Origin of the sequence: Mycobacterium sp. 3519A, assembly GCF_900240945.1 — a bacterium.
Lineage (GTDB): Bacteria > Actinomycetota > Actinomycetes > Mycobacteriales > Mycobacteriaceae > Mycobacterium.
In genome coordinates, this window is the sequence record NZ_OESG01000013.1 from 1,723,720 (window position 1) to 1,750,465 (window position 26,746).

The window sequence follows — 26,746 nt, forward strand, 5'->3', positions numbered from 1 at the left end:
ACAGCGCCGCAGGGCGATAGGGTCAGCAGGTGATTTCGAAGGTCTTGGTTGCCAACCGCGGGGAGATCGCGATCCGCGCGTTCCGGGCGGCCTACGAGATGGGCATCGCGACGGTAGCGGTATATCCGTACGAGGATCGCAATTCGCTGCATCGGCTCAAGGCCGACGAGTCGTATCAGATCGGTGAGAAGGGCCACCCGGTCCGGGCGTATCTGTCGGTCGACGAGATCGTCCGGGTGGCCCGCGAGGCCGGCGCCGACGCGATCTATCCGGGCTACGGCTTCCTGTCCGAGAATCCCGACCTCGCCGCCGCATGCGCCGCCGAGGGCATCACGTTCGTCGGGCCCGGCGCCGAGATCCTGGAGTTGGCGGGCAATAAGGCGCGGGCGATCGCGGCGGCCAGGGCGGCGGGGTTGCCGGTGCTGAATTCGTCGGCGCCGTCCGGGTCGGCCGACGAGTTGATGGCGGCCGCGCAGGACATGGACTTCCCGCTGTTCGTCAAGGCGGTGTCGGGTGGCGGTGGGCGCGGGATGCGGCGCGTCGCCGACCCGGCGTCGCTGCCGGAGGCGATCGAGGCCGCCTCGCGGGAAGCCGAGTCGGCGTTCGGCGACCCGACGTTGTATCTCGAGCAGGCGGTGATCAACCCGCGGCACATCGAGGTGCAGATCCTGGCCGACACGCACGGCAACGTGATGCACCTGTTCGAACGCGACTGCAGCGTGCAGCGTCGGCACCAGAAGGTCATCGAACTCGCGCCAGCGCCGAACCTGCCCGACGAGTTGCGCACCCGGATATGCGCCGACGCGGTGGCGTTCGCCCGCCAGATCGACTACACCTACGCGGGCACCGTCGAGTTCCTGCTCGACGAGCGCGGCCACTACGTGTTCATCGAGATGAACCCCCGGATCCAGGTCGAGCACACCGTGACCGAGGAGATCACCGACGTCGACCTGGTCGCCAGCCAGATGCGTATCGCCGACGGTGAGTCGTTGGAAAGCCTTGGGCTGAGCCAAGATTCGCTGCAGCTGCACGGTGCTGCGATGCAGTGCCGGATCACCACCGAGGATCCCGCCAACGGTTTCCGGCCCGACACCGGCCGGATCACCGGCTACCGGACGCCGGGCGGGGCGGGGATCCGACTGGACGGCGGCACGCATCTGGGCGCCGAGATCAGCGCGCACTTCGACTCGATGCTGGTCAAGCTGACCTGCCGGGGCCGGGATTTCTCCACCGCGGTGGCCAGGGCGCGCCGCGCGCTGGCCGAGTTCCGGATCCGCGGGGTGTCGACGAACATCCCGTTCCTGCAGGCGGTGGTCAACGACGCCGACTTCCGCGCAGGCCGCGTCACGACGTCGTTCATCGACGAGCGGCCCTATCTGCTGACTGCGCGCACACCGGCCGACCGCGGTACCAAGATCCTGAACTATCTCGCCGATGTCACGGTCAACCAGCCGCACGGCGCGCGGCCGTCGACGATCTACCCGCACGACAAGCTGCCGCAGACCGATCTGGACGCGGCGCCGCAGCGCGGCAGCAAGCAATTGCTCACCGAACTCGGGCCCGACGGCTTCGCCCGGTGGATGCGTGACTCGAAATCCGTCGGCCTCACCGACACGACGTTCCGCGACGCGCACCAGTCGCTGCTGGCCACCCGGCTGCGCACCACCGGCCTGCTGATGGTCGCGCCCTACGTCGCAAGGATGACCCCGCAGCTGTTGAGCATCGAGTGCTGGGGTGGCGCGACTTACGATGTGGCGCTTCGGTTTTTGAAGGAAGACCCGTGGGAGCGGCTGGCCGCGCTGCGCGAAGCGGTGCCCAACATCTGCCTGCAGATGCTGTTGCGGGGGCGCAACACCGTCGGCTACACGCCGTACCCGGAGACGGTCACGCACGCGTTCGTCCAGGAGGCCACCGCCACCGGCATCGACATCTACCGCATCTTCGACGCGTTGAACAACGTCGACTCGATGCGGCCCGCGATCGACGCGGTGCGCGAAACCGGAACTGCGGTAGCCGAAGTCGCGATGAGCTACACCGGCGATCTGTCCGACCCCGGCGAGAATCTCTACACGCTGGACTACTACCTCAAGCTGGCCGACCAGATCGTCGAGGCGGGCGCGCACGTGCTGGCGATCAAGGACATGGCGGGGCTGCTGCGGCCACAGGCCGCCCATCAGTTGGTCACCGCGCTGCGCAGCCGTTTCGATCTGCCGGTGCACGTGCACACCCACGACACCCCCGGCGGACAGTTGGCCACGTATCTGGCGGCATGGCAGGCCGGTGCGAACGCCGTCGACGGCGCCTCGGGACCGCTGGCGGGCACCACCAGCCAGCCGTCGCTGTCGTCGATCGTGGCGGCCACCGCGCACACCGAATACGACACCGGGGTGTCGCTGTCGGCGGTCTGCGATCTGGAGCCGTACTGGGAGGCGCTGCGAAAGGTGTACGCGCCGTTCGAATCCGGGATTCCGGGGCCGACGGGGCGGGTGTACACCCACGAGATCCCCGGCGGGCAGCTGTCGAATCTGCGGCAGCAGGCCATCGCGCTCGGGCTCGGTGACCGGTTCGAGGAGATCGAGGCCAGCTACGCCGCCGCCGACCGTCTGCTGGGCAGGCTGGTCAAGGTGACTCCGTCGTCGAAGGTGGTCGGTGATCTTGCGTTGGCGTTGGTCGGGGCGGGGGTCACCGCCGACGAATTCGCCGCCGACCCAGCGAAATTCGACATTCCGGATTCGGTCATCGGTTTCCTGCGCGGTGAGCTCGGGGATCCGCCGGGCGGCTGGCCGGAGCCGCTGCGCACCAAGGCGTTGGCCGGGCGGCCACCGGCCAAGCCGACCGAGGAACTGTCCGCCGAGGACGAGGCGGCGCTCAACCAGGCGGGCCCGACGCGGCAGGCCGCGCTGAACCGGTTGTTGTTCCCCGGCCCGACAAAGGAATTCGAGGCGCACCGGGAAACCTACGGCGACACCACGAGCCTGTCGGCCAACCAGTTCTTCTACGGCCTGCGCCAGGGTGACGAGCATCGGGTCAAGCTGGAACGCGGCGTCGAGTTGTTGATCGGACTCGAGGCCGTTTCCGAAGCCGACGAACGCGGGATGCGCACCGTGATGTGCCTTCTCAACGGCCAGTTGCGGCCGGTGGTCGTGCGCGACCGCAGCATCGCCAGCGACATCCCGGCCGCGGAGAAGGCCGACCGCGCCAACCCCGACCACGTCGCGGCGCCGTTCGCCGGTGTGGTCACCGTCGGCGTGTCCGACGGCGATCAGGTCGAAGCCGGGCAGACCATCGCCACCATCGAGGCGATGAAGATGGAGGCCGCGATCACCGCACCCAAGGCAGGCAAGGTGAGTCGGGTCGCGGTGTCGGCCACCGCGCAGGTCGAAGGCGGTGACCTGCTGGTGGTGGTCAGCTGACCCGCATTGTCGCCGGCGCGTTCGGCGGTCGGCGAATCACCGTGCCGCGCACGGGAACTCGGCCGACCGCCGACCGGGTGCGCGAGTCGCTGTTCAACGTGCTCACGTCGCGCATCGATTTCTCGGGCGCCGCGGTGCTCGACCTCTACGCGGGCTCAGGTGCGCTCGGACTCGAGGCGCTGTCCAGGGGCGCGGCGTCGGCGGTGTTCGTCGAATCCGACGCCCGCGCCGCGGCGGTCATCGCTGCGAACATCGCCGCGCTCGGCGCGCAGTCCGCGGACGTGCGCCGAGGACCGGTCGCATCCGTGTTGGCAGGCGGCGCACCGCGGGCGGTGGATCTGGTGTTCGCCGACCCGCCGTACGACGTGCCTGCCGCCGACATCGAGGCGATCCTGACCGGACTGGACACCGGGGGATGGGTGCGCGGCGGCACCGTCGTCGTCGTGGAACGCGCCACGTCGGGCCCGGAGCTGGTCTGGCCCGACGGGTGGCAGCCGTGGCCGTCGCGTCGCTACGGCGACACCCGCATCGAGTTGGCCGAGCGCAGCTAGCCGACCCCTGTAGCGTCTTCGAGCATGAGTGGCGCCGTCTGCCCAGGCTCGTTCGACCCCGTCACCCTCGGTCATGTCGACATCTTCGAGCGCGCGGCCGCTCAGTTCGACGAGGTCGTGGTCGCGGTGCTGGTCAATCCCAACAAACAGGGCATGTTCAGCCTCGACGAGCGCATCGCGATGATCGAAGAGTCGACGTCGCACTTGCCCAACCTGCGGGTCGAGTCGGGCCAGGGATTGGTGGTCGACTTCGTCAAGGCCCGCGGACTGACCGCGATCGTCAAGGGTCTGCGCACCGGCACCGACTTCGAATACGAACTGCAGATGGCCCAGATGAACAAGCACATCGCAGGCGTGGACACGTTTTTCGTCGCGACCACGCCGCGGTACTCGTTCGTGTCGTCGTCGCTGGCCAAAGAGGTGGCCACGCTCGGCGGCGACGTCTCCGCGCTGCTGCCCGAGCCGGTCAACGTGCGCCTGCAGGACAAGCTGAACGCGCAACGCAAGGGTTAATTTCGGTCCTCCGCGGGTACGTGTGAGGTGGCGCTCAGCCCCTTTGCGCCCAGTCAAACCCACGAATAGCGGAGGTGTATCGCCGTGGTCGAAACATTCGTTCAGTCGACGGACGACGTCGTGAAGTTCCTCAAGGACCAGCACAACCTGATCAAGGACATGTTCGAGGAGGTCTTCTCGGCATCCGAGCCGAAGGCCCGCGAGAAGGCGTTCATGGACTTGCGGCAATTGTTGGCGGTGCATGAGACGGCCGAGGAAATGGTGGTGCACCCGCGGGCGCGGCGCGAAGTCACCAACGGCGACGAGATCGTCGACGCCCGGTTGGCAGAGGAGCACGAGGCCAAGAAACAGCTGTCCAAACTGGAGAGCATGGACGTCTCGTCCAAGGAGTTCATCGACGAACTGACGAAGTTCCGCGACGCCGTGGTCGACCACGCCGAACACGAAGAGAACGAGGAGTTCAACAAGCTTCAGCGCGAGTTGGACAAAGACGACCTCGGCAGGCTGGCCAAGGCGGTGCAGGCAGCCGAGGCAATTGCGCCGACCCGCCCGCACGCCGGTGTCGAGTCGGCGAAGATGAACTTTGCTGCGGGGCCGTTCGCCTCGATGCTCGACCGGGCCCGTGACGTGATCAAACAGGCCACTTCATAGTGTGCTGAACCCGACCGAAACCGTCCGCCACCTCGGGGGTGCGGGCGGTTTCGGCTTTGCCGGGCGCCTGCGGGGAAGCGCGATCGCCGCATGTTGACATAATGTCGGCAAAGCAATTCAGACGGGAGTTGCGGCCTGGGGGAGCGCAGGCGCAGCAAAAGGGTCGAGCACGACACACCGGCCCGGAAGCTGAGTCACACGGGTAACACCAGGCACACTAGTAACTGTCAACTACGCCTGGAGGGTGTTGCCGTGTACCGAGTGTTTGAAGCGCTGGATGAACTGGGCGCGATTGTCGAAGAAGCCCGCGGCGTGCCGATGACGGCCGGCTGCGTGGTGCCCCGCGGCGATGTCCTCGAACTGATCGACGACATCAAGGACGCAATACCCGGCGAACTCGACGACGCGCAGGACGTGCTCGACGCCCGCGACGGGATGCTGCGCGAAGCCAAGGAGCACTCCGACCAGATGGTGGCCACGGCCACCGCCGAGGCGGATTCGTTGATCAACCATTCGCGCGCCGAAGCCGACCGGCTGCTCGCCGACGCGAAGGCGCAGGCCGACCGGATGGTGGCGGAGGCCCGTCAGCACAGCGAGCGGATGGTGGCCGAAGCCCGCGACGAGGCCCAACGCGTTCTCGCGACCGCCAAGCGCGAGTACGAAGCCAGCACCGGGCGCGCGAAGACCGAGGCCGACCGGCTGATCGAGAACGGCAACCTCGCCTACGAGAAGGCCGTCCAGGAAGGCATCAAGGAGCAGCAGCGGCTGGTGTCGCAGACCGAGATCGTGCAGACCGCGACGGCGGAGGCCACCCGACTGGTCGATTCGGCCCACGCCGAGGCCGACCGGTTGCGCGGTGAATGCGATATCTACGTCGACAGCAAGCTCGCAGAGTTCGAGGACTTCCTCAACGGCACCATCCGGTCGGTGGGTCGCGGACGGCATCAGCTGCGCACCGCGGCGGGCACACACGACTACGCCGCACGTTAGCCGGCCGTCGTCGCCGTAGAATCCACATCCATGGCGACGCATGCGAAGGCGAAGGCGCGCCGCGCCTCACGGTCGCCGCTGGTCATCAACATCTCTCGGCTCGGCCGCCGGCCCGGTTCGATGATGACGTTCAACGAATCGGTGCCCAGCCCCTCGCGCATCGGTCTGGACTTGATCGGGATCGACGAGGGCGCCCCGCTGACGCTGGAGCTACGCATCGAATCGGTGTCCGAAGGGGTGCTGGTCAGCGGGACGGTGTCGGCGCCGACGGCCGGTGAGTGCGCGCGCTGCCTGACCGCGATCACCGGCGACGTGGAAATCCAGCTCACCGAGCTGTTCGCCTACCCCGACAGCACCACCGACGAGACCACCGAGTCCGACGAGGTCGGGCGCGTCGGCGCGTCGGGTGAGCCCGACACCGTGGATCTCGAGCAGCCGATCATCGATGCGATCGGGCTGGCGCTGCCGTTCTCACCGCTGTGCGGACCCGACTGTGTGGGGCTGTGCCCGCAGTGCGGGGTGCCGCTGGCCACCGCGGAGCCGGGTCATCACCACGAGCAGATCGACCCACGGTGGGCCAAGCTGGCCGGGCTGCTGGACCAGGACGAGCCGTGACGGACCGGGGACCGCTGCTCAAAGCCTTGGGTGTGGACCTGCCCGCCGAATTGCTGACCATCGCGCTGACGCACCGCAGCTACTCATACGAGAACGGCGGACTGCCCACCAACGAACGCCTCGAGTTCCTCGGCGATGCCGTGCTCGGCCTGACCATCACCGAGGAGCTCTACCACCGCCATCCGGACCGCTCGGAGGGCGATCTGGCCAAGCTGCGCGCCAGCATCGTCAACACCCAGGCCCTGGCCGACGTCGGACGCCAGCTCTCCGACGACGGCCTTGGCGCGTACCTGTTGTTGGGCAAGGGCGAGGAACATTCCGGCGGGGCCGACAAGTCGAGCATCCTGGCCGACGGTGTCGAATCCCTTTTGGGCGCAATCTATTTGGAGCACGGCATCACCGTCGCGCGGGAAGTGATCATGCGGCTGTTCAGCACGCTGCTCGACACCGCCCCGACGCTGGGCGCTGGCCTGGACTGGAAGAGCAGCCTGCAGGAGCTGACCGCGTCGCGGGGCATGGGAGCGCCGTCGTACGTGGTGACCTCCACCGGCCCCGACCACGACAAGGAGTTCACCGCGACGGTGGTGGTCGCCGACGTCGAATACGGCAAGGGCGTCGGGCGGACGAAGAAGGAGGCGGAGTTGAAGGCCGCCGCCGCGGCGTGGACCGCGCTGTCCGCCTCCGGTGTCGATGCCTGAGCTGCCCGAGGTCGAGGTCGTCCGGCGCGGTTTGGCGGCCCACGTGACGGGCCGGACCATCACCGCGGTGCGGGTGCACCATCCGCGCGCGGTGCGCAGGCACGAGGCGGGCCCCGCTGACCTGACTGCTCGACTGCTCGACGCCCAGATCACCGGCACCGGGCGGCGCGGTAAGTACATGTGGCTGACGCTGGAGGACGGGACGGACGAGCCTCTCGGGCGAGGAGAATTGGGCACGGCGTTGGTGGTGCATCTCGGCATGAGCGGGCAAATGCTGTTGGGGGAGGTGCCCAACGAGAACCACTTGCGGATCGCGACACTGCTCGACGACGGCACCGCGCTGAGCTTCGTCGACCAACGCACATTCGGCGGCTGGATGCTCGCCGACCTCGTCACCGTCGACGGCACCGACGTGCCGGTGCCCGTCGCGCACCTGGCCCGCGATCCGCTCGACCCTCGGTTCAACCGCGACGGTGTCGTTACGGTGTTGCGCCGCAAGCATTCTGAGATCAAGCGTCAGCTGCTGGACCAGACTGTGGTGTCGGGCATCGGCAACATCTACGCCGACGAGGCGCTGTGGCGCGCGCGGGTCAACGGTGCGCGACTGGCGTCGTCGTTGTCACGGGCGAAGCTGGGCGAACTGCTCGACGCCGCTGCGGAGGTGATGACCGACGCGCTCGGTGAGGGTGGTACGTCGTTCGATTCGCTGTACGTCAACGTCAACGGCGAATCCGGCTACTTCGACCGGTCGCTGGATGCCTACGGCCGCGAGGGTGAGCCGTGCCGGCGCTGTGGCGCGGTGATGCGGCGGGAGAAGTTCATGAACCGGTCGTCGTTCTACTGCCCGAAATGCCAACCGCGCCCGCGGGTCCGCCGGGAATAAGCTGCCGCGACAGACCGTGTTTGTACGTAGACACGCCGTGAATGCGTGGCATTTTGCGGTCTTTCGCGAGGAAGAGGAGACATGACGGAACTGTGGGTTGAGCGCACCGGCGTGCGCAGCTACACCGGGCGCAGCACGCGCGGCGCGGAGGTGCTCGTCGGCAACGAGGACGTCGACGGCGTCTTCACGCCCGGCGAGCTGATGAAGATCGCGCTGGCCGCGTGCAGCGGGATGGCCAGTGACGCGCCGCTGCGTCGACGCCTCGGCGACGACTACAAGACGACGATCAAGGTGTCCGGCGCCGCCGACCGCGACCAGGAGCGCTACCCGCTGCTCGAGGAGCGCATGGAACTCGACCTGTCCGGATTGTCTGCCGACGAGGTGGCGCGGGTACTCACGGTCGTCGAGCGGGCGATCGATCAGGTGTGCACGGTCGGCCGCACGCTGAAGTCTGGGACCAAAGTGACGTTTGAGGTCGGTGATGCAGGAGTTAGCTGAGGTACGGCTGACGGCATGGGTGCACGGCTATGTCCAAGGGGTCGGGTTCCGGTGGTGGACCCGCGCCCGGGCATTGGAACTCGGCCTGGTCGGATACGCCTCGAACAGGCCCGATGGCCGCGTCCAGGTGGTCGCCCAGGGCCCTCGGGAGGCCTGCGAACGGCTGCTTGACCTGCTGCAAAGCGGCAACACCCCCGGTCGCGTCGACAAAGTCATCGCCGACTGGTCAGAACCTGGCGACTCGCTTCAGGGGTTCACCGAACGTTAGCCTCCGCGGCGGTAGTGTGGCGCGTTGTGCACCTCAAGAGTCTGACGCTGAAGGGCTTCAAGTCCTTTGCCGCACCCACGACTCTGCGCTTCGAGCCCGGGATCACCTGCGTGGTCGGTCCGAACGGGTCGGGCAAGTCGAATGTCGTCGACGCGCTCACCTGGGTGATGGGTGAGCACAGCGCCAAGACGCTACGTGGCGGCAAGATGGAAGACGTCATCTTCGCCGGGACGTCGTCGCGTGCCCCGCTGGGCCGCGCCGAAGTCACCGTGACGATCGACAACTCCGACAACTCTCTGCCGATCGAGTACTCCGAGGTGTCGATCACCCGCCGGATGTTCCGCGACGGTGGAAGCGAGTACGAAATCAACGGCAGCAGTTGCCGTTTGATGGATGTGCAGGAGTTGCTCTCCGACTCGGGCATCGGCCGCGAGATGCACGTCATCGTCGGGCAGGGCAAGCTCTCGGAGATCCTCGAGTCGCGGCCGGAGGACCGGCGGGCGTTCATCGAAGAGGCCGCGGGCGTGCTCAAGCACCGCAAGCGCAAGGAAAAGGCGGTCCGCAAGCTGGATTCGATGTCGGCCAACCTGGCCCGGTTGACCGACCTGACGACGGAGTTGCGCCGCCAGCTCAAGCCGCTCGGCAGGCAGGCCGAGATGGCCCGGCGCGCCCAGACCATCCAGGCCGATCTGCGCGACGCCAGGCTCCGGTTGGCCGCCGACGACCTGGTCACCCGCAAGGCCGAGTTCGACAACACCGACCAGGCCGAGACCACTCTGCGCCGCGAACACGACGAGGCCGCGGCGCTGCTCGACGCCAAGACCGTCGAACTCAATGCGCACGAGGCGGCGGTCACCTCGCTCAGCGAGCGCGCCGATGCGGCGCAGCAGACGTGGTTCCGGCTGTCGGCGCTCGCCGAACGGGTCAGCGCGACCGTGCGCATTGCCACCGAGCGCGCGCAACACCTCGAGGGCGAGCCGGACGTGTCCACCGGTCCCGACCCCGACGAGCTCGAGGCGCAGGCCGATGAGGTCGCCGAACAGGAGCGGCGGCTGCTCGCCGAGCTGACCGAATCGCGGGCACACCTGGAGTCGGCGCGCGCCGAGCTCACCGAATGCGAGCGCGTGGCCGCCGAGGCCGAACGGGCCCATCTGGCCGCCGCCCGTGCAGAAGCCGACCGCCGAGAAGGCTTGGCGCGCTTGGCAGGACAGGTCGACACCATGCGCACCCGCGTCGAGTCGATCGACGAGACGGTGGCGCGGTTGACGGGCGGCATCGAGGAGGCCGCGGCCAAGGCGCAGCAGATGCAGGCCGAATTCGAGACCGTGCAGAGCCGCGTCGGTGAACTCGACGCCGGCGAGGTGGGCCTCGACGAACACCACGACCGCACGGTGGCCGCGCTGCGACTCGCCGACGAGCGTGTCGCCGAACTGCAGGCCGCTGAACGCGCCGCCGAACGGCAGGTCGCCTCGCTGCGGGCCCGCATCGAAGCGTTGTCGGTCGGGCTGGACCGCAAGGACGGCGCCGCCTGGTTGCAGCAGAACCACAGTGGCGCAGGCATTTTCGGGTCGATCGCCGACCTGGTGAAGGTGCGCTCCGGCTACGAGGCGGCGGTGGCCGCCGTGCTGGGCGCCGCCGCGGACGCCCTCGCCGCGGAGAACTTCGGCGCGGCGCGGTCAGCCGTCGCGGCGCTGAAGGAATCCGACGGCGGCCGGGCGGCCATCGTGCTGAGTGACTGGCCGCATCACCCGACCCCGCGCGACCCGTTGCCGTACGGCGCGTCGTGGGCCGTCGACCTGGTCGAGGCGCCGTACCGGCTGCAGGGCGCGATCACCGCGATGCTGTCCGGTGTGGCGGTGGTGGCCGACCTCGCCGCCGCACTGGACCTGGTCGCGTCGCGGCCGCAACTGCGCGCTGTCACCAGCGACGGCGATCTCGTCGGCGCAGGCTGGGTCAGCGGCGGCTCGGACCGCAAACCCAGCACGCTGGAGATCACCTCCGAGGTGGAGAAGGCCCGCGCCGACCTGGCCGACGCCGAGCGCCAGTCGGCCGAGTTGTCCGCCGCGCTGTCGGGCGCGCTGACCGAACAGGCCGCCCGCCAGGACGCGGCCGAGCAGGCGTTGGCCGCGCTCAACGAATCCGACGCTGCGATCTCGGCGATCTACGAACAACTCGGCAGGCTCGGGCAGGACGCCCGCGCGGCCGACGACGAGTGGCAGCGGCTGATCCAGCAGCGCGACGAGTTGGAGGCGGGTCGCAACCGCACCGTCGAGGAACTCGCCGAACTCGAGCAGCGGCTGCACAACGCGCAGCAGGAGCCGACTTTCGAAGCCGAGCCCGTCGACCGGCAGGCGTCGATGGCGGCGGCGGAGCATGCACGCGCATTCGAGGTGGAGGCGCGGCTGGCGGTGCGCACCGCCGAGGAGCGCGCGAACGCTGTTCGGGGGCGGGCGGATTCGCTGCGCCGGGCGGCGGCGGCCGAACGCGAGGCGCGGCTGCGGGCCCAGCGTGCACGCGAAGCCCGCGAGCACGCCGCGGCGGTCGCGGCCGCGGTCGCGGAGTCGGGACGCCTTGTCGCGCAACGCTTGAGCGCGGCGGTCGGTGTCGCGTCCCGCGCCCGCGACGAGGTCGCCGCCGAACGTCAGCACCGCGCCGGCGCGCTGACCAAGACGCGGGAAGAAGTCAACGAGCTGTCCGCGAAGATCGCCTCGATCACCGACGCGCTGCACCGCGACGAGGTGGCCAAAGCCCAAGCGGCGCTTCGCATCGAGCAACTCGAGGCCACCGTCCTCGAACAGTTCGGGATGGCGACCGCCGACCTGATCGCCGAGTACGGGCCCGACGTCCCGCTGCCGCCGTCCGAGCTGGAGATGGCGGAGTACGAGCAGGCGCGTGAACGCGGCGAGCAGGTGACCGCGCCCGCGCCGATGCCGTTCGACCGGCCCACCCAGGAGCGGCGCGCCAAGAAAGCCGAACGTGAGCTCAACGAACTGGGTCGCGTCAATCCTCTTGCGCTGGAAGAGTTTGCGGCGCTGGAGGAGCGCTACAACTTCCTGTCGACTCAGCTCGAGGACGTCAAGGCGGCGCGTAAGGACCTGCTCGACGTCATCGCCGACGTCGACGAGCGCATCCTGCAGGTGTTCGCCGAGGCCTACGCCGACGTGGAGCGCGAGTTCCAGACGGTGTTCGCCTCGCTGTTCCCCGGCGGCGAGGGACGGCTGCTGCTGACCGATCCCGACGACATGCTGACCACCGGCATCGAGGTCGAGGCGCGGCCGCCCGGTAAGAAGATCAAGCGGCTGTCGCTGCTGTCCGGCGGCGAGAAATCGTTGACCGCGGTGGCGATGCTGGTGGCGATCTTCCGGGCCCGGCCTTCACCGTTCTACGTGATGGACGAGGTCGAGGCGGCGCTCGACGACGTGAACCTGCGCCGGCTGCTCGGGCTGTTCGAACAGCTGCGGTCGCAGTCGCAGCTGATCGTCATCACGCACCAGAAGCCGACGATGGAGGTGGCCGACGCGCTGTACGGCGTCACGATGCGCGACGACGGCATCACCCAGGTGATCAGTCAGCGCATGCGCGGGCAGGAGCTGGTCGGCGCCGCCGCGTCCGCCAACTGATCACTGGATTTTGGTGACCCCGCGGCGGCGTAGCGCGGCCAGATTCGCCGCGCCGCACCCGTGCAGGCACACCAGCAGTTCGTCGATGAACCGCTGCAGCCAATCAGCAACGGCCGCAGGCGATTCGATGGCAGGCGCCAGCAGTGGCCTGGCCACCGCGACCGCGTCGGCGCCCATGGCCAACGCCTTCGCCGCGTCCATTCCGGTGCGGATGCCGCCGGACGCGACGATCGACACGTCGGGCAGCATGTGGCGCACCTCGACCAGTGCCTCGGCGGTGGGGATGCCCCACTCGGCCAGTGCGGGGTAGCGGATTTCGCCGTACCGGACGAACTGCTCGACCCGCGCCCACGACGTGCCGCCCGCGCCTGCCACGTCGACGGCGGCGATGGGGGAGTCGACCAACTCCGCGGCCGCGGCCGCCCCGATGCCGTGGCCGACCTCCTTGAGCATCACGGGGAAGCCGATCGAGCCCGCGATGTCACGCAACCGCGCCACCGATCCGGAGAAGTCGGTATCGCCCTCGTGCTGCATCGCCTCTTGAAGTGGATTGGTGTGCACCGCAAGGGCATTGGCGCCGACGTGATCCAGCGCCGTTACGAGATCCGGCGCCATCACCGCGTTCAGCTGAGCCAGCCCGATGTTGCCGATCAGCAACACATCCGGGGCCACGTCGCGCACCCGGAACGACGACGACGCCGCGCCCTTGTCGAGCATGATGCGCTGCGACCCGAGCATCATGCCGACGCCGAGTTGCTGCGCCGCCACCGCCAGATTGCGGTTGATGGTTTCGGACAGCTCGGCACCGCCGGTCATCGCGCCGATCAACACCGGCGCGCGCAACGGCACACCGAGGAATTCGGTGGACAGATCGACGCTGCCGAGATCCGTCTGGGTCAACGCGTTGTACGGCAACCGGTAGCGCTCCAGGCCGGTGGTGACCGACTGGAAATCGACCGCCTCGGACAGGCACACGTCGATGTGCCGTCGTTTGCGGGTTTCCATCCCGCCGGGGTCGACGGTCACCGGCTGTGCCCCCTGAGACAATGGCGTCGTGTCTGAAGCTGTGTGGATCGCAATCGCGGTCGTTGCCGTTCTGCTCGTGGTCGCGCTGGTCGTCGGGCTGGTGCGGTACCGGCGCCGACGCATCAATCTGTCGTCTGCAGACACTGCCACGCCCATCGACCGCTCCGGCGGATATACCGCGTCTTCGGGTATCACGTTCACCCAGTCGGCACCGGCGGAGCCTGCCGAGCGCATCGACACCAGCGGCTTGCCCGCCGTCGGCGATGATGCCACCGTTCCGCGGGATGCGCCGAAGCGGCCCATCGCCGACGTCAAGCTGCCTGAGCCGGCCGTAGAGCCGGTAGCGCCCGCCGAGCCTGCCCCCGCCCCGGCCGAGGAGATCGCCCCGATTGACGGGCGCCTGGACCGGCTGCGCGGTCGGCTCGCCAAGTCGCAGAACACGCTGGGCCGCGGCATGCTCGGCCTGCTCGGCGGCGGCGACCTCGACGAGGAGTCCTGGGAGGCCGTCGAGGACACCCTGCTGATCGCGGACCTGGGGCCCGTCGTCACCGAATCGGTGGTGTCGGCCCTGCGGTCGCGGATGGCCAGCAGCCGGGTACGCACCGAGGCCGACGCCAAGGCCGTCGTGCGCGAGGTCCTCATCGAACAGCTCCAGCCGCAGCTGGACCGGTCGATCAAGGCGCTGCCGCACCACAACAAGCCGTCGGTACTGCTGGTCGTCGGCGTCAACGGCACGGGCAAGACGACGACGGTCGGCAAGCTGGCCCGTGTGCTGGTCGCCGACGGCCGCCGCGTGGTGCTCGGCGCCGCCGACACGTTCCGCGCGGCGGCGGCCGATCAGCTGCAGACCTGGGCTTCCCGGGTGGGTGCGGAGGTGGTGCGCGGCGCCGAGGGCGCCGATCCCGCGTCGGTGGCGTTCGACGCCGTCGACAAGGGCATCGACACCGGCGCGGACGTCGTCGTCATCGACACCGCGGGCCGGCTGCACACCAAGACCGGTCTGATGGACGAACTGGGCAAGGTCAAGCGCGTCGTGGGTAAGCGAGCAGAGGTCGACGAGGTGCTGCTGGTGCTCGACGCGACGATCGGCCAGAACAGCCTGCCGCAGGCGCGGGTGTTTGCCGAAGTCGTCGACATCACCGGCGTGGTGCTGACCAAACTCGACGGCACCGCCAAGGGCGGCATCGTGTTCCGCGTGCAGCAGGAATTGGGCGTGCCCGTCAAACTCGTCGGTCTCGGCGAAGGCCCCGACGATCTTGCTCCTTTCGAGCCCGCCGCCTTCGTCGACGCGCTGCTCGGTTAACGCGCAGCCGCGAAAACCGCACGACGTAACACCGGTGAAACGTCGTCGGCCAATCCGTTCACACGAGCGAAACACCGCGGCGTCTTAAACGAAACAACCACTCAGCAAAGTCTTGGACCAGGTCAACGGTCGCAAAAAACGTTGCGGCCGTGGCATGTCGAAGGAGGGAACTGCGAGTGGATGGATTTCCGATCCTCGGTATACCGGACACCGGTGATACCGCATGGATGCTGGCAAGCGCAGCGCTTGTCTTGCTGATGACGCCGGGACTGGCCTTCTTTTACGGAGGCATGGTCCGAGCACGAGGCGTCCTCAACATGATCATGATGAGCGTCAGCGCCATGGGTGTCGTCACGGTGTTGTGGTCGCTGTACGGGTACTCGGTGGCCTTCGGCAACGACGTCGCCAACCTGTTCGGCAACCCGACCCAGTACTGGGGTCTCAAGGGCCTGATCGGCGGCACCTACCTGCAGTTGGACTCTGCTGATCCCGCCGTGTCGATTCCGCTGGCAGGGACCATCCCGCAGACCGTCTTCGTCGCGTTCCAGTTGATGTTCGCGATCATCACGGTCGCGCTGGTCTCCGGCGCGGTGGCCGACCGGATGAAGTTCGGCGGCTGGCTGTTGTTCGTGGCGCTGTGGGTCACGGTGGTGTACTTCCCGGTGGCGCACTGGGTGTTCGCGTTCGACGGCTCCACCGCCGAGCACGGTGGCTGGATTGCCAACAAGCTCAAAGCAGTTGACTTCGCGGGTGGTACCGCGGTGCACATCAACTCCGGCACCGCCGGCCTGGTGCTCGCCATCATCCTCGGCAAGCGCCTCGGCTGGCCGAAGACGCCGATGCGGCCGCACAACCTGCCGTTCGTGATGTTGGGCGCCGGTCTGCTGTGGTTCGGCTGGTACGGCTTCAACGCCGGTTCGGCCGTCGGCTCGAACGGCATTGCCGGGGCGACGTTCATCACTACCACCATCGCGACAGGGACGGCGATGCTTGGCTGGCTGCTCACCGAGCGCATCCGTGACGGCAAGGCCACCTCGCTGGGCGCCGCGTCCGGCATCGTGGCGGGCCTCGTCGCGATCACGCCGTCCTGCTCGTCGGTCAACGTGGTCGGTGCGATCGTGGTCGGGTTGTGCGCAGGTGTGATCTGCGCGCTGGCCGTCGGCCTGAAATACAAACTGGGATATGACGATTCGCTCGACGTGGTCGGCGTGCACCTGGTTGGTGGTCTGGTCGGCACACTGCTGGTGGGTCTGGTCGCGACGGCTGAGGCACCCGCGGCGGTGAAGGGCCTGTTCTACGGCGGCGGTTTCGACCAGTTGTGGCGTCAGGCCGTCGGTGCCGGGGCGGTTCTGCTCTATTCCGCCGTGGGTACCGCTATCGTGGCCTTGATCGTGAAATACACCATCGGGCTGCGGATTAGCGAGGAGGACGAGTCGTCAGGCATCGATGAGGCCGAACACGCGGAAACCGGATACGACCTCGCCGCGGTCAGTGGTGGCAGCTCGGTACTGGCCCGTCACGGCGCGGAGGGATGAGGAACATGAAGCTGATTACTGCGATCGTCAAACCGTTCACGCTTGAAGACGTCAAGACCGGCCTCGAACAGACGGGTATTCTCGGAATGACCGTCAGCGAGGTTCAGGGCTACGGCCGCCAGAAGGGTCACACCGAGGTGTACCGCGGCGCCGAGTACTCGGTCGACTTCGTGCCAAAGGTGCGGGTCGAGGTCGTCGTCGACGACTCCGCCGTCGACAAGGTGGTGGACGTCATCGTCCAAGCCGCTCGGACCGGGAAGATCGGTGACGGCAAGGTGTGGGTCAGCCCCGTCGACACCGTGGTCCGGGTGCGCACCGGGGAGCGGGGGGCCGACGCCCTTTGAGCCGCATGTGAAATGAGTCGTCGTCTCCCGGAACTACACCGTGAGCGTTGATGGGTAAAGCCGGGAGAGGACTCTAAATGGCAAGTCAGACACCAGGTCCCGCCGCCGGTGCGCCCAGATGGGTGGCACCGGCGGCGGGCTCGTCTCGTCCGGCGACCGATCTGGTGGCCGCCTGCGAGAAGCTGCTCTCCGGTAAAGCGCGGCAACTCGATTCGGCCGCACTCCGTGACGCCCTGTTGGACCTGCACGATTTCTGGCTGACCACCAAGGCCACCGAGATCGGGATCACCGCAACGAGCGGGTTCGCGATCGTCGCGACGGGCGGGCTCGGCCGCGGCGAATTGTTGCCGTTCTCCGACCTCGACCTGATGCTGCTGCACGACAACATGCCGCGCGAAACCGTCAGCCAGGTCGCCGAGCTGTTGTGGTATCCGTTCTGGGACGCCAACATTCGCATCGACCACAGTGTGCGCACGGTGCCCGAGGCGCTGAAGGTCGCGGGCGAGGACATCTCCGCGGGCCTCGCGATGCTGGAGGCGCGCCACATCGCGGGCGACTCGGACCTGTCGTCGCTGTTGATCAGCGGGGCCCGTCGGCAGTGGCGCACGGGAATCGCCTCGCGTTTCGACGAACTCGTCGCCCACACCGAGCAACGGTGGGAACGCAGTGGGCAGATTGCCCACCGCGCCGAGCCCGACCTCAAATGTGGCCGCGGTGGTCTGCGCGACGTGCAACTGCTCAACGCGCTGGCCATCGCGCAACTCGCTGACGTGTATCCCAGTCGCTCGCTGGCCTCACCGACGGGCACGCTGGGCGAGGCGCATCTCGCGCTGCTCAACGTGCGCACCGAACTGCACCGGGTATCCGGTCGCGGTCGCGAACTGCTGTTGGCCCAGCATGCCGACGAGATCGGCGCCGCGCTGCACATCGGGGACCGATTCGACTTGGCGCGCACACTGTCTGATGCCGCGCGCACCGTCAGCTACTACGTCGACGCGGGGTTGCGCACGGCCGCGAATGCGTTGCCGCGCCGCGGGTTGGCGGCGTTCAAGCGTCCGGTGCGCCGTCCGCTCGACGAGGGAGTGATCGAGTACGCGGGCGAGGTCATCCTGGCCCGCGACGCGCGCCCGGAGCGCGATCCCGGCCTGATCCTGCGGGTCGCCGCCGCATCGGCGACGACCGGGCTGCCGATCGCGGCGTCGACGCTGGCTCGGCTCACCGAGACCGCGCCGGAGTTGCGCACGCCGTGGCCGAGGCAGGCGCTCAAGGATCTGCTGGTGATGCTGGCCGCGGGCCCGAACGCGGTGGCTACCATCGAGGCGCTGGACCGAACCGGGTTGTGGGGCAGGCTCTTCCCGGAGTGGGGTGCTGTGCGTGACCTGCCGCCCCGCGACGTGGTGCACATCTGGACTGTCGACCGTCATCTGGTCGAAACAGTCTCGCGGGCAAGCGCTTTCACCACCCGGGTGTCGAGGCCGGATATGTTGGTGCTCGGCGCGCTGTGCCACGACATCGGTAAGGGTCGCGGCGGGGACCACAGCATCATCGGTGCCGAACTGGCCACGCAGATCGGCACCAGGCTGGGGCTGTGGCCGTCTGATGTCGAACTGCTGTCGAAGGTGGTGCGCCACCACCTGTTGCTTCCCCACACCGCGACGCGGCGAGACCTACAGGATCCGAAGACCATCGAGGCCGTGGTGGAGGCGCTCGACGGCGACCCGGTGTTGCTGGAACTCCTGCACGTACTTGCCGAGGCGGATTCGCTTGCCACCGGACCCGGTGTGTGGGGCGACTGGAAGGCGTCGCTGATCGGCGATCTGGTTCGGCGCTGCCGGATGGTGATGGCGGGCGAACCGCTGCCAACGCCGGATCCCATTGAGCCGCGGTTCATTTCGCTGGCCGCCGACGGCGGCGTGCACGTCGAGATGACGCCAGGCGACAGCCCGCACATCTACAACCTGACGATGGTCGCGCCGGATGTCCGGGGTCTGCTGTCGAAGGCCGCGGGTGTGCTGGCGCTCAATTCGCTTCGCGTGCACTCCGCGTCGGTGAACGGGCACGAGGGTTCGGCGATCAACACGTTCGTGGTGTCACCGCATTTCGGTTCGCCGCCCGCCGCCGAACTGTTGCGCCAGCAGTTCATCCTGGCGTTGGAGGGTGAACTCGACGTGCTGGCGTCCTTGGACAAGCGGGACAGGGACGCGGTGCAGCACGGCACCACCCGGGCGGGACAGGTGCCCGACGCGGTGCCGATCAACCATGCGACCGCGCCGCCGAAGATCCTGTGGTCCGACGGCCCGCAGGCGGGGGAGTCGGTTGTGCAGATCCGTGCCACCGACCGGGCCGGGCTGCTGGCGAGGTTGACCGCGATCTTCGAGCGCGACGGGGTCGACATCGCATGGGCGAAGGTGACCACGCTGGGCTCGTCGGTGGTCGACGTCTTCGCGATCACCGTTGCGGGCTCGATGCGCGAGGAACTGGAGCGGGACCTCTACGCGGTGCTGCCGGCACCGGCGCCGGCGAAACCGGTATCGGAAGCCAGTTAGGCTTGACAGCGTGTTTGAATCGCTGTCCGACCGGTTGACCGGCGCCCTGCAGGGGCTGCGTGGCAAGGGCAGGCTGACCGACGCCGACATCGACGCGACCACCAGAGAGATCCGGCTGGCGCTGCTCGAGGCCGACGTCTCGCTGCCTGTGGTGCGCGCGTTCGTGGCCCGCATCAAAGACCGCGCCAAGGGCGCCGAGGTCTCCGGTGCGCTGAACCCGGCCCAGCAGGTCGTCAAGATCGTCAACGACGAGCTGATCGGCATCCTCGGCGGCGAGACCCGTCAACTCGCGTTCGCGAAGACGCCGCCGACGGTGATCATGCTCGCCGGTCTGCAAGGTTCCGGTAAGACCACGCTGGCCGGCAAGCTGGCGAAATGGCTACGGGACCAAGGAAATACGCCGCTGCTCGTGGCGTGCGACCTGCAGCGGCCCGGCGCGGTCAACCAGCTGCAGATCGTCGGTGAGCGCGCCGGTGTTCAGGTGTTCGCACCGCATCCCGGGGTGTCGACGGAGGGCTCCGAAGCGGCCGGCCACGGCGATCCGGTGGCGGTGGCTGCCGCGGGCCTGGCCGAGGCCAAGGCCAAGCTTTTCGACGTCGTCATCATCGATACCGCGGGCCGGTTGGGCATCGACGACGAGCTGATGAGCCAGGCCGCCGCCATCCGCGACGCCGTCGACCCCGACGAAGTGATCTTCGTGCTCGACGCCATGATCGGCCAGGACGCCGTCACCACGGCAGAGGCGTTCCGCGAAGGCGTCGGCTTCACCGGCGTGGTGCTGACCAAGCTCGACGGCGACGCCCGCGGTGGCGCCGCGTTGTCGGTGCGCGACATCACCGGGGTGCCCATCCTGTTCGCGTCCGCGGGCGAGAAGCTCGAGGACTTCGACGTCTTCCACCCCGATCGGATGGCCAGCCGCATCCTGGGCATGGGCGACGTGCTCACCCTGATCGAGCAGGCCGAACAGCATTTCGACGCGCAGAAAGCCGAGGAGGCCGCGGCCAAGATCGGCTCGGGCGAGCTGACCCTCGAAGACTTCCTCGAGCAGATGCTCGCGATCCGCAAGATGGGCCCGATCGGCAACCTGCTCGGCATGCTGCCAGGAGCGGGCCAGATGAAGGATGCGCTGGCCGCGGTCGACGACAGCCAACTCGACCGGGTGCAGGCGATCATCCGCGGGATGACGCCCGCCGAGCGTGCCGACCCGAAGATCATCAACGCCTCCCGTCGGCTGCGCATCGCCAACGGATCCGGCGTCACCGTGTCGGAGGTCAACCAGCTCGTCGACCGGTTCTTCGAAGCGCGCAAGATGATGTCGCAGATGGCCGGTCAGATGGGAATGCCGTTCGGCCGCAAGGGTTCTTCGCGTAAGGCGGCGAAGAACAAGAAGAAGGGGCAAAAGGGCCGCAAAAAGGTGGGTGGTCCGACGCCGCCGAAGGCGCGCAATCCGTTGGGCGCCGCAGGCATGCCTGCCGGGTTCCCCGACCTGTCGAACATGCCCAAGGGTCTCGACGAGCTGCCGCCGGGTCTTGCCGACATCGACCTGTCGAAGTTGAAGTTCCCGAAGAACTGAGTGCGGGCGAGGTCATCGCGATGGACGACGCATTGTTGCTGCAGCACCGCGACGAGCGCGGCGTCGTCACGCTGACGCTCAATCGGCCGAAGGCTCTCAACGCGCTGTCGGAGTCGATGCTCGCGGCGCTCGGTGAGGCTTTCGACGGGCTCGCCGACGACGAGTCGGTACGAGCCGTGGTGCTCGGCGCGTCAGGCCGGGCCTTCAGCGCAGGCCACGACCTGAAGGAAATGCGCGCCGAGCCGTCGCTCGAGTACTACCAGCGGCTGTTCGCGCAGTGCTCGGCCGTGATGCTCGGGATCCGTCGCCTACCGGTGCCGGTGATCGCCAGGGTGCAAGGTCTTGCCACCGCAGCGGGCTGCCAGCTCGTCGCCATGTGCGATCTGGCGATCGCGAGCAGCGACGCGCGCTTCGCCGTCAACGGCGTCGACGTCGGATTGTTCTGTTCGACGCCGGGCGTCGCGTTGTCCCGCAACGTGCCGGCCAAGGCCGCCTTCGAGATGCTGGTCACCGGCGACTTCATCTCGGCCGAGGAGGCCTGCGCGAAGGGTCTGGTGAACCGTGTCGTGACGCCCGACGCGCTCGACGATGAAATCGAGGCACTGGTCACGCGAATCGTCGCGAAGCCGCGCGTCGCGCTCGCGCTGGGTAAGAGCCTGTTCTACCGCCAACGTGAAGAAACGATCGAGTCTGCGTATGAGGATGCCGGTGCGACGATGGCCTGCAACATGATGGACCCGAGCGCGCTGGAAGGCGTGCAGGCTTTCATCGAGAAGCGTCCGCCGAACTGGTCAACCACCTAGCGTGCGGCTACATGTGCGCGGCCGCGGGCTCCCGGACGGGGAGCCGGTCGAGTGGTGGATCGTCGACGGCGTATTGAGCGCCGAACCGGTCAGTGACGCGGAGACCATCTTCGGTGCTGACGGGGCTGGTGGATGGGTGCTGCCCGGGCTGGTCGACGCGCACTGCCACGTCGGCCTGGGCCAGGACGGCGAGGTCCCGCTGGACGAGGCCGTCGCGCATGCCGAGACCGAACGTGACGTCGGCGCGCTGCTGCTGCGTGACGCCGGGTCGCCGACCGACACCCGCGGCTTCGACGACCGCGACGACCTGCCCCGCATCATCCGTGCCGGCAGGCACCTGGCCACGCCGAAGCGCTATCAGCGCGGATTCGCCCTCGAGTTGGAGGACGAATCGCAGTTGCCCGACGCGGTCGCCGAGCAGGCCCGCTGGGGCGACGGCTGGGTCAAGCTGGTGGGCGACTGGATCGACCGGGAGACCGGCGACCTGGCGCCGCTGTGGTCCGACGACATCCTCAAGCAGGCAATCGACGCCGCCCACGACAACGGCGCCAGGGTCACCGCCCACGTGTTCAGCGAGGACGCGCTGCCCGGCCTGATCAACGCGGGCATCGACTGCATCGAGCACGGCACCGGACTGACCGACGAAACCATCGAGTTGATGGTCGAGCACGGCACCGCGCTGGTGCCGACGCTGATCAACGTCGAGAACTTCCCCGGCATCGCCGCCGCGGCGCAGAAGTACCCGACCTACGCTCGGCACATGCGCGACCTCTACGCCAGTTGCTATCCGCGGACCAGCGCCGCGCTTGACGCAGGGATTCCGATCTACGCGGGCACCGACGCAGGCAGCACGGTGGCGCACGGCCGGATCGCGGACGAGATCGAGGCGCTCAAGCGCATCGGGATGAGCCCGACCGAGGCGCTGGGCGCCGCATGCTGGACAGCTCGAGAGTGGTTGGGGCGTCCCGGAATTCAGCACGGCGCGTCGGCCGATCTGGTGTGTTACGACGACGATCCGCGCTCCGGCGCCGAAGTGATCAACAATCCCGCCCGCGTCATCCTGCGGGGCCGCGTTTTCTAACGCTCACCGGTATTGGCTGAAGCCCCAATCCAGCAGGCCGATCGCCTGGCCGTACATGTCGCCGTCGCCGTACATCTGCACGACGACGAGACGGTGGCCGTTGCGCTGGGCGGCCCCGACGAACGTCTGTTGCGCGAGGTTGGTGAACCCGGTCTTGCCAACGAGGGTGCCGGGGTAGCGCTTGAGCAACTGGTTCTGGTTGGCGATGGTCTTCGGCCCGTCGTCGGTCGGGAACAGCGACGACGGTTGACGCACGATCGCGGCGAAGGCCGGATAGCGCAGGGCGGCGCGGTAGATGAGGGCCAGGTCGTACGGCGTCGTGATCGACTCCATCCCCGGGCCGTCGAGGCCCGACGGCGAGGATGCGTCCGTGTTCCGAGCGCCCAGCGCGGCGGCCTTGGCGTTCATCCGCGCAACGGCGGACTGGTAGCCGCCGAGGCCCTCGGCGAGCGTGTTGGCGGCGTCGTTGCCCGACACCAGCAGCAGGCCGTCGAGCAACTGCCGCACGGTGTACGGCCTGCCCGCCTTGACCCCGACGCACGAACACTCCACGTCGGTGTTCGCGGGCGCCGCAGTGATCACCGCGTTGAGCGGGAGCTGGTCCAGCACCACCATCGCGAGCAACGCCTTGATGGTGCTGGCCGGTGCGTGCGGCTGATATGGGTTGCGGGAGGCCAGGATTCGACCGTTGTCGAGGTCGGCCAGCAGCCATGCCTGCGCGGGTCCCTGGGGAAGATCGACCGCGCCTGCCGGTTGGATACCCGGCTCAGAGGCTGCCGGGGCGGCGACCAGTACGGCCGCGGACAGCGCGATGCTCCACGCGGCCAATAACTTTCGCACGGCCGCCGAGCGTACTCAGCTCGTTCGCCGGTGAGGTCTCGGATGCGTTGCGATTGCGCAACTCAAAGCGTGCCGATGCCTGCGCCTGGGCTCTGGGCGAAGCCCCAGTCCAGAAGCCACGACGCTTGATCCCAATACGTCGGACCGCCTTCTTTGATCAGCCCGTACATCATCGCGATCACCAGTCGTCGACCGCCGCGGTCGGCGGCCGCGACGAACGTCTTCTTGGCCGCATCGGTGAACCCGGTCTTTCCGCCGATCGCGCCGGGGTAGCGGTGCAGCAGTTCGTCCTCGTTGACCAGTTGCTTGTCGCCCGCACCGGAGGGGAACATCGCCGTCGGCTGCGCAGTGATCTGAGCGAACGTCGGGTTGGCCATCGCGGCGCGGAAGATGATCGCAAGGTCACGCGGGGTGGTGGCACCCGATCCGGCGGGCCCGTCCAACCCGGACGGTGTCGTGGCGTGGGTGTTCACCGCGCCGAGCGACGCGGCCTTGGCGTTCATCTTCGCGACGGCCGCGTCGTAACCGCCGATCATGTCGGCCAGCGCGTTGGCGGCGTCGTTACCCGACGCCAGCAGCACCGCGTCGAGCAGTTGGCGCGCCGTGTAGGTGCCGCCCGGCTTGATGCCCACGCAGTTGCACTCGACCTGCGTGTCGGCCGCGGTGCCGACCACCGTCGCCTCGAGGTTGGGCAACTCCTCCAGCGCGGTCAGCGCCAGCAGCGTCTTGATCGTGCTCGCGGGCGGGTGCGCGACGTCCATGTCGCGGCCTGCCAGCACCTGTCCGGTGTCCATGTCGGCCACGATCCAGGCAGGCGCGGGACCGTCGGGGATCGGCACGCTGCCCACCGGTTGGATGTCCGCGTCGGCCGCGGCAACCGGCATGACCGACAGCGTGACCAGACTCAGGCAGGCGGCCAGCGCCGTGACGAATCTCCCCATGGAGTCTGCAGCCTAACCGGGCCGCTTCATCGTGTTCAATCGACGCATGCTGAGCCTGGAGGAGATCTCGGACCGGTTCGAGATCCAGCAGTTGCTGATCGATTATTCGACGGCGATCGACAGCCGACGCTTCGACGATCTCGACCGGGTGTTCACCCCGGACGCCTACATCGACTACCGGGCGATGGGCGGCATCGACGGTCATTTCCCCGAGGTGAAGGCGTGGCTGGCGGACACGCTGCCGAAGATCTTCGCCTCGCATGCGCACATGCTCGGCAACTTCGACGTGCGCATCTCCGGTGATACCGCGTCCTCGCGCACCTTCTGCTTCAACCCGATGGTGTTCGCGGGAGACAACAATCAGGTGATGTTCTGCGGGCTGTGGTACGTCGACGACTTCGTCCGCACCCCCCAGGGCTGGCGCATGAGCCGGCGCGTCGAGGAGAAGTGCTTCGACAACGTGGTCTAGTCACCCCTCTGGCGTGCTAGGGCCGCTTTCGACATCACGGCTGTGGAATCGGGCATTCCGGTGTCAGCCACGACCCTGGTGTCGATTTCGGCCATGGGACCGCGGGTCGGTGTTCCTAGGTGGGTCGCCTGCCGATGAGCAGATAGCGCGGTATTGGCTTGTCCTCGATCCGGCGCTCCTCGACCTGCAGGCCTGATTCTGCAAGTGCCGCGGCGATTTCGGCGACTGGGCGGATGGTGAACCCGTGCTTGACGAACGGTAGTCGCGCCATCACGTCCGGATCACCGATGCCGACCACCGCGCGGCCACCGGGCCTCAGTACACGGGCGAGCTCGGCGCACGCCACGTCGAGCTCGGAGATGAAGTACACGGTGTTGACGGTGATCAGCGCGTCGAGGACACCGTCCTCGAGCGGAAGCTCGATCAGCGACCCGTGCGCCAACCGCAGCCGACTGTCACCGCCGAACGCCGACCTGGCTCTGCGCAACATGTCGTCGGCGATCTCGATACCGTGCACGACGCCGTCCTCGCCGACTGCGGTCAACAACAGTTGCAGGCCGGCGCCGCCGCCGAAACCGATGTCCGCGGCGACGTTTCCGCGCTGGATCTCGGCCGCATCCACAGCCGCGGCGATGGCTTTCGAATTGCCGCGGTTGAGCGATCGCGCGACGAACGGACTCAGGATGCCGTGTGGGCGGCCCAACTGTCCGGCCACCACCGCCAACATTCGCTCATGTAAGGACGTCATGGTTTGTCATCTCAGCACTCGGTGCATCGCCCTCTTGATCGGATCCGACAGATACACGGAGACGAACACGTTGAAGATGTCTTCGCGTCCAGTCCTTGGTGTCCAGGTAGCGGCAGCACCGCGCCTTCAACTGCTTGATCGCCTCGATCTCCATCAGGGCGGTGGCATCGTCCATAGCCGAAGCGTGACACGATTTCCGCTGGGAGCGGCTGTTCTGGCACAATGAGCGGCTGTCTGCCATGCGACTACGGCTGCATGGCGGTCACACACGTAAGGCAAAACCGGATCCGGGCATCCCGCCCGCGATCGCCGAATTGCAGCGTGGCAACCACAGGAGATCGTTTCATCATGGCTGTCAAGATCAAGCTCACCCGGCTTGGCAAGATCCGCAACCCCCAGTACCGCATCGCCGTCGCCGACGCGCGCACCCGCCGCGATGGCCGCGCCATCGAGATCATCGGCCGCTACCACCCGAAGGAAGAGCCGAGCCTGATCGAGATCAACTCGGAGCGGGCCCAGTACTGGCTCGGCGTCGGCGCCCAGCCCACCGAACCGGTGTTGCAGCTGCTGAAGATCACCGGCGACTGGCAGAAGTTCAAGGGTCTGCCCGGCGCGGAGGGCACGCTGAAGGTCAAGGAGCCCAAGCCGTCCAAGTTGGATCTGTTCAACGCCGCGCTCGCCGAGGCTGAGGGCGGACCGTCCACCGAGGCCACCACGCCCAAGAAGAAAAAGGCTCCGGCCAAGAAGGCCGCCGAGAAGGCCGAGGCCGCTGAGGCTGAGGCCCCCGCTGAGGCTGAGGCGCCGGCCGAGGCTGCCGCTGAGACCACCGAAAGCTGA

Annotated in this window: 24 protein-coding genes and 1 pseudogene; 20 read left to right on the plus strand and 5 right to left on the minus strand. The window is 68.0% G+C overall.

Annotation, left to right across the window (positions count from 1 at the left end; genetic code table 11):
* Positions 1-29: 29 nt before the first annotated feature.
* The 11 genes from C1A30_RS16220 (at position 30) to smc (ending at position 12,700) form a co-directional block, all read left to right on the plus strand.
* Positions 30-3,413 (plus strand): pyruvate carboxylase, encoded by a 3,384-nt coding sequence (locus tag C1A30_RS16220; protein ID WP_101949239.1) that lies wholly within the window; start codon positions 30-32, stop codon positions 3,411-3,413.
* A complete protein-coding gene (gene rsmD / locus C1A30_RS16225; protein ID WP_101949240.1) occupies positions 3,410-3,964 on the plus strand; it encodes a 16S rRNA (guanine(966)-N(2))-methyltransferase RsmD in 555 nt (184 codons plus the stop codon). Before C1A30_RS16220 ends, rsmD begins: the two co-directional genes overlap by 4 nt.
* A 24-nt stretch (positions 3,965-3,988) precedes the next feature.
* Positions 3,989-4,477 carry a pantetheine-phosphate adenylyltransferase gene (gene coaD / locus C1A30_RS16230; protein ID WP_101949241.1) on the plus strand — a complete coding sequence of 163 codons (489 nt, stop codon included), beginning with the start codon at positions 3,989-3,991 and terminating at the stop codon, positions 4,475-4,477.
* An 84-nt stretch (positions 4,478-4,561) separates the two neighbouring features.
* Positions 4,562-5,128, plus strand: a complete 567-nt coding sequence (locus C1A30_RS16235; protein WP_101949242.1) for a hemerythrin domain-containing protein — start codon at positions 4,562-4,564, stop codon at positions 5,126-5,128.
* 252 nt (positions 5,129-5,380) lie between these two features.
* Positions 5,381-6,118 carry a cell division protein SepIVA gene (gene sepIVA / locus C1A30_RS16240; protein ID WP_101949243.1) on the plus strand — a complete coding sequence of 246 codons (738 nt, stop codon included), beginning with the start codon at positions 5,381-5,383 and terminating at the stop codon, positions 6,116-6,118.
* A gap of 30 nt (positions 6,119-6,148) precedes the next feature.
* Positions 6,149-6,733: a DUF177 domain-containing protein gene (locus C1A30_RS16245; RefSeq protein WP_101949244.1), complete on the plus strand. Its 585-nt coding sequence runs from the start codon at positions 6,149-6,151 to the stop codon at positions 6,731-6,733.
* Positions 6,730-7,431 (plus strand): ribonuclease III, encoded by a 702-nt coding sequence (rnc, locus tag C1A30_RS16250; protein WP_101949245.1) that lies wholly within the window; start codon positions 6,730-6,732, stop codon positions 7,429-7,431. The genes C1A30_RS16245 and rnc overlap by 4 nt, the downstream gene beginning before the upstream one ends.
* Positions 7,424-8,314 carry a bifunctional DNA-formamidopyrimidine glycosylase/DNA-(apurinic or apyrimidinic site) lyase gene (gene mutM / locus C1A30_RS16255; RefSeq protein ID WP_101949246.1) on the plus strand — a complete coding sequence of 297 codons (891 nt, stop codon included), beginning with the start codon at positions 7,424-7,426 and terminating at the stop codon, positions 8,312-8,314. The genes rnc and mutM overlap by 8 nt, the downstream gene beginning before the upstream one ends.
* A gap of 81 nt (positions 8,315-8,395) precedes the next feature.
* On the plus strand, positions 8,396-8,812 hold the full coding sequence (locus C1A30_RS16260) for an OsmC family protein (protein ID WP_101949247.1): 417 nt from the start codon (positions 8,396-8,398) through the stop codon (positions 8,810-8,812).
* Positions 8,796-9,080 (plus strand): acylphosphatase, encoded by a 285-nt coding sequence (locus C1A30_RS16265; protein WP_101949248.1) that lies wholly within the window; start codon positions 8,796-8,798, stop codon positions 9,078-9,080. Before C1A30_RS16260 ends, C1A30_RS16265 begins: the two co-directional genes overlap by 17 nt.
* Positions 9,081-9,106: 26 nt before the next feature.
* A complete protein-coding gene (smc, locus tag C1A30_RS16270) occupies positions 9,107-12,700 on the plus strand; it encodes a chromosome segregation protein SMC (protein ID WP_101949249.1) in 3,594 nt (1,197 codons plus the stop codon).
* Here smc and fni read toward each other — a convergent pair whose 3' ends face one another.
* A complete protein-coding gene (gene fni, locus C1A30_RS16275) occupies positions 12,701-13,705 on the minus strand; it encodes a type 2 isopentenyl-diphosphate Delta-isomerase (protein ID WP_101950251.1) in 1,005 nt (334 codons plus the stop codon). It lies immediately after the preceding gene.
* A gap of 49 nt (positions 13,706-13,754) precedes the next feature.
* Here fni and ftsY point away from each other — a divergent pair, with 49 nt between their 5' ends.
* The 7 genes from ftsY to C1A30_RS16310 all read left to right on the plus strand — a co-directional run bounded on the left by ftsY (position 13,755) and on the right by C1A30_RS16310 (position 22,911).
* The gene (ftsY, locus tag C1A30_RS16280) at positions 13,755-15,029 is read left to right on the plus strand and encodes a signal recognition particle-docking protein FtsY (protein WP_101949250.1); all 1,275 of its coding nucleotides are present in this window, start codon (positions 13,755-13,757) and stop codon (positions 15,027-15,029) included.
* A gap of 176 nt (positions 15,030-15,205) precedes the next feature.
* On the plus strand, positions 15,206-16,564 hold the full coding sequence (locus C1A30_RS16285; protein WP_200828283.1) for an ammonium transporter: 1,359 nt from the start codon (positions 15,206-15,208) through the stop codon (positions 16,562-16,564).
* A 5-nt stretch (positions 16,565-16,569) separates the two neighbouring features.
* Positions 16,570-16,908: a P-II family nitrogen regulator gene (locus C1A30_RS16290; RefSeq protein ID WP_003881099.1), complete on the plus strand. Its 339-nt coding sequence runs from the start codon at positions 16,570-16,572 to the stop codon at positions 16,906-16,908.
* A 77-nt stretch (positions 16,909-16,985) separates the two neighbouring features.
* Positions 16,986-19,454, plus strand: a complete 2,469-nt coding sequence (locus tag C1A30_RS16295; RefSeq protein ID WP_101949251.1) for a [protein-PII] uridylyltransferase — start codon at positions 16,986-16,988, stop codon at positions 19,452-19,454.
* Between the two features lie 10 nt (positions 19,455-19,464).
* Complete coding sequence (ffh, locus tag C1A30_RS16300; RefSeq protein WP_101949252.1) at positions 19,465-21,027, plus strand: signal recognition particle protein; 1,563 nt, start codon at positions 19,465-19,467, stop codon at positions 21,025-21,027.
* A 35-nt stretch (positions 21,028-21,062) separates the two neighbouring features.
* Entirely contained in the window at positions 21,063-21,830 is a 768-nt protein-coding gene (locus C1A30_RS16305) for an enoyl-CoA hydratase (RefSeq protein WP_235009935.1), read from the plus strand.
* A gap of 1 nt (position 21,831) precedes the next feature.
* The gene (locus C1A30_RS16310) at positions 21,832-22,911 is read left to right on the plus strand and encodes an amidohydrolase family protein (RefSeq protein ID WP_101949254.1); all 1,080 of its coding nucleotides are present in this window, start codon (positions 21,832-21,834) and stop codon (positions 22,909-22,911) included.
* 3 nt (positions 22,912-22,914) lie between these two features.
* Here C1A30_RS16310 and C1A30_RS16315 read toward each other — a convergent pair whose 3' ends face one another.
* Complete coding sequence (locus C1A30_RS16315) at positions 22,915-23,751, minus strand: D-alanyl-D-alanine carboxypeptidase family protein (protein WP_101949255.1); 837 nt, start codon at positions 23,749-23,751, stop codon at positions 22,915-22,917.
* Between the two features lie 62 nt (positions 23,752-23,813).
* On the minus strand, positions 23,814-24,692 hold the full coding sequence (locus C1A30_RS16320; protein ID WP_101949256.1) for a D-alanyl-D-alanine carboxypeptidase family protein: 879 nt from the start codon (positions 24,690-24,692) through the stop codon (positions 23,814-23,816).
* A 46-nt stretch (positions 24,693-24,738) separates the two neighbouring features.
* Between C1A30_RS16320 and C1A30_RS16325 the strand changes: the two genes are divergently transcribed.
* Positions 24,739-25,161, plus strand: coding sequence for a nuclear transport factor 2 family protein (locus tag C1A30_RS16325; RefSeq protein ID WP_101949257.1), 423 nt, complete (start codon positions 24,739-24,741; stop codon positions 25,159-25,161).
* A 115-nt stretch (positions 25,162-25,276) separates the two neighbouring features.
* Here C1A30_RS16325 and C1A30_RS16330 read toward each other — a convergent pair whose 3' ends face one another.
* Together C1A30_RS16330 and C1A30_RS36065 are read right to left on the minus strand one after the other, a co-directional pair.
* Positions 25,277-25,909, minus strand: a complete 633-nt coding sequence (locus C1A30_RS16330; RefSeq protein WP_101949258.1) for a methyltransferase domain-containing protein — start codon at positions 25,907-25,909, stop codon at positions 25,277-25,279.
* 88 nt (positions 25,910-25,997) lie between these two features.
* Positions 25,998-26,084: pseudogene (locus tag C1A30_RS36065) on the minus strand (nuclear transport factor 2 family protein); the annotation flags it as partial.
* Between the two features lie 173 nt (positions 26,085-26,257).
* Here C1A30_RS36065 and rpsP point away from each other — a divergent pair.
* Positions 26,258-26,746 (plus strand): 30S ribosomal protein S16, encoded by a 489-nt coding sequence (gene rpsP / locus C1A30_RS16340; protein ID WP_101949259.1) that lies wholly within the window; start codon positions 26,258-26,260, stop codon positions 26,744-26,746.

Excerpts from the sequence above, each read along its gene's own strand:
- coaD (WP_101949241.1), top strand. The coding sequence starts at position 3,989 with ATGAGTGGCGCCGTCTGCCCAGGCTCGTTCGACCCCGTCACCCTCGGT.
- C1A30_RS16245 (WP_101949244.1), top strand. The coding sequence starts at position 6,149 with ATGGCGACGCATGCGAAGGCGAAGGCGCGCCGCGCCTCACGGTCGCCG.
- mutM (WP_101949246.1), top strand. The coding sequence starts at position 7,424 with ATGCCTGAGCTGCCCGAGGTCGAGGTCGTCCGGCGCGGTTTGGCGGCC.
- C1A30_RS16260 (WP_101949247.1), top strand. The coding sequence starts at position 8,396 with ATGACGGAACTGTGGGTTGAGCGCACCGGCGTGCGCAGCTACACCGGG.
- C1A30_RS16265 (WP_101949248.1), top strand. The coding sequence starts at position 8,796 with ATGCAGGAGTTAGCTGAGGTACGGCTGACGGCATGGGTGCACGGCTAT.
- fni (WP_101950251.1), bottom strand. The coding sequence starts at position 13,705 with ATGGAAACCCGCAAACGACGGCACATCGACGTGTGCCTGTCCGAGGCG.
- C1A30_RS16290 (WP_003881099.1), top strand. The coding sequence starts at position 16,570 with ATGAAGCTGATTACTGCGATCGTCAAACCGTTCACGCTTGAAGACGTC.
- C1A30_RS16295 (WP_101949251.1), top strand. The coding sequence starts at position 16,986 with ATGGCAAGTCAGACACCAGGTCCCGCCGCCGGTGCGCCCAGATGGGTG.
- C1A30_RS16320 (WP_101949256.1), bottom strand. The coding sequence starts at position 24,692 with ATGGGGAGATTCGTCACGGCGCTGGCCGCCTGCCTGAGTCTGGTCACG.
- C1A30_RS16325 (WP_101949257.1), top strand. The coding sequence starts at position 24,739 with ATGCTGAGCCTGGAGGAGATCTCGGACCGGTTCGAGATCCAGCAGTTG.
- C1A30_RS16330 (WP_101949258.1), bottom strand. The coding sequence starts at position 25,909 with ATGACGTCCTTACATGAGCGAATGTTGGCGGTGGTGGCCGGACAGTTG.
- rpsP (WP_101949259.1), top strand. The coding sequence starts at position 26,258 with ATGGCTGTCAAGATCAAGCTCACCCGGCTTGGCAAGATCCGCAACCCC.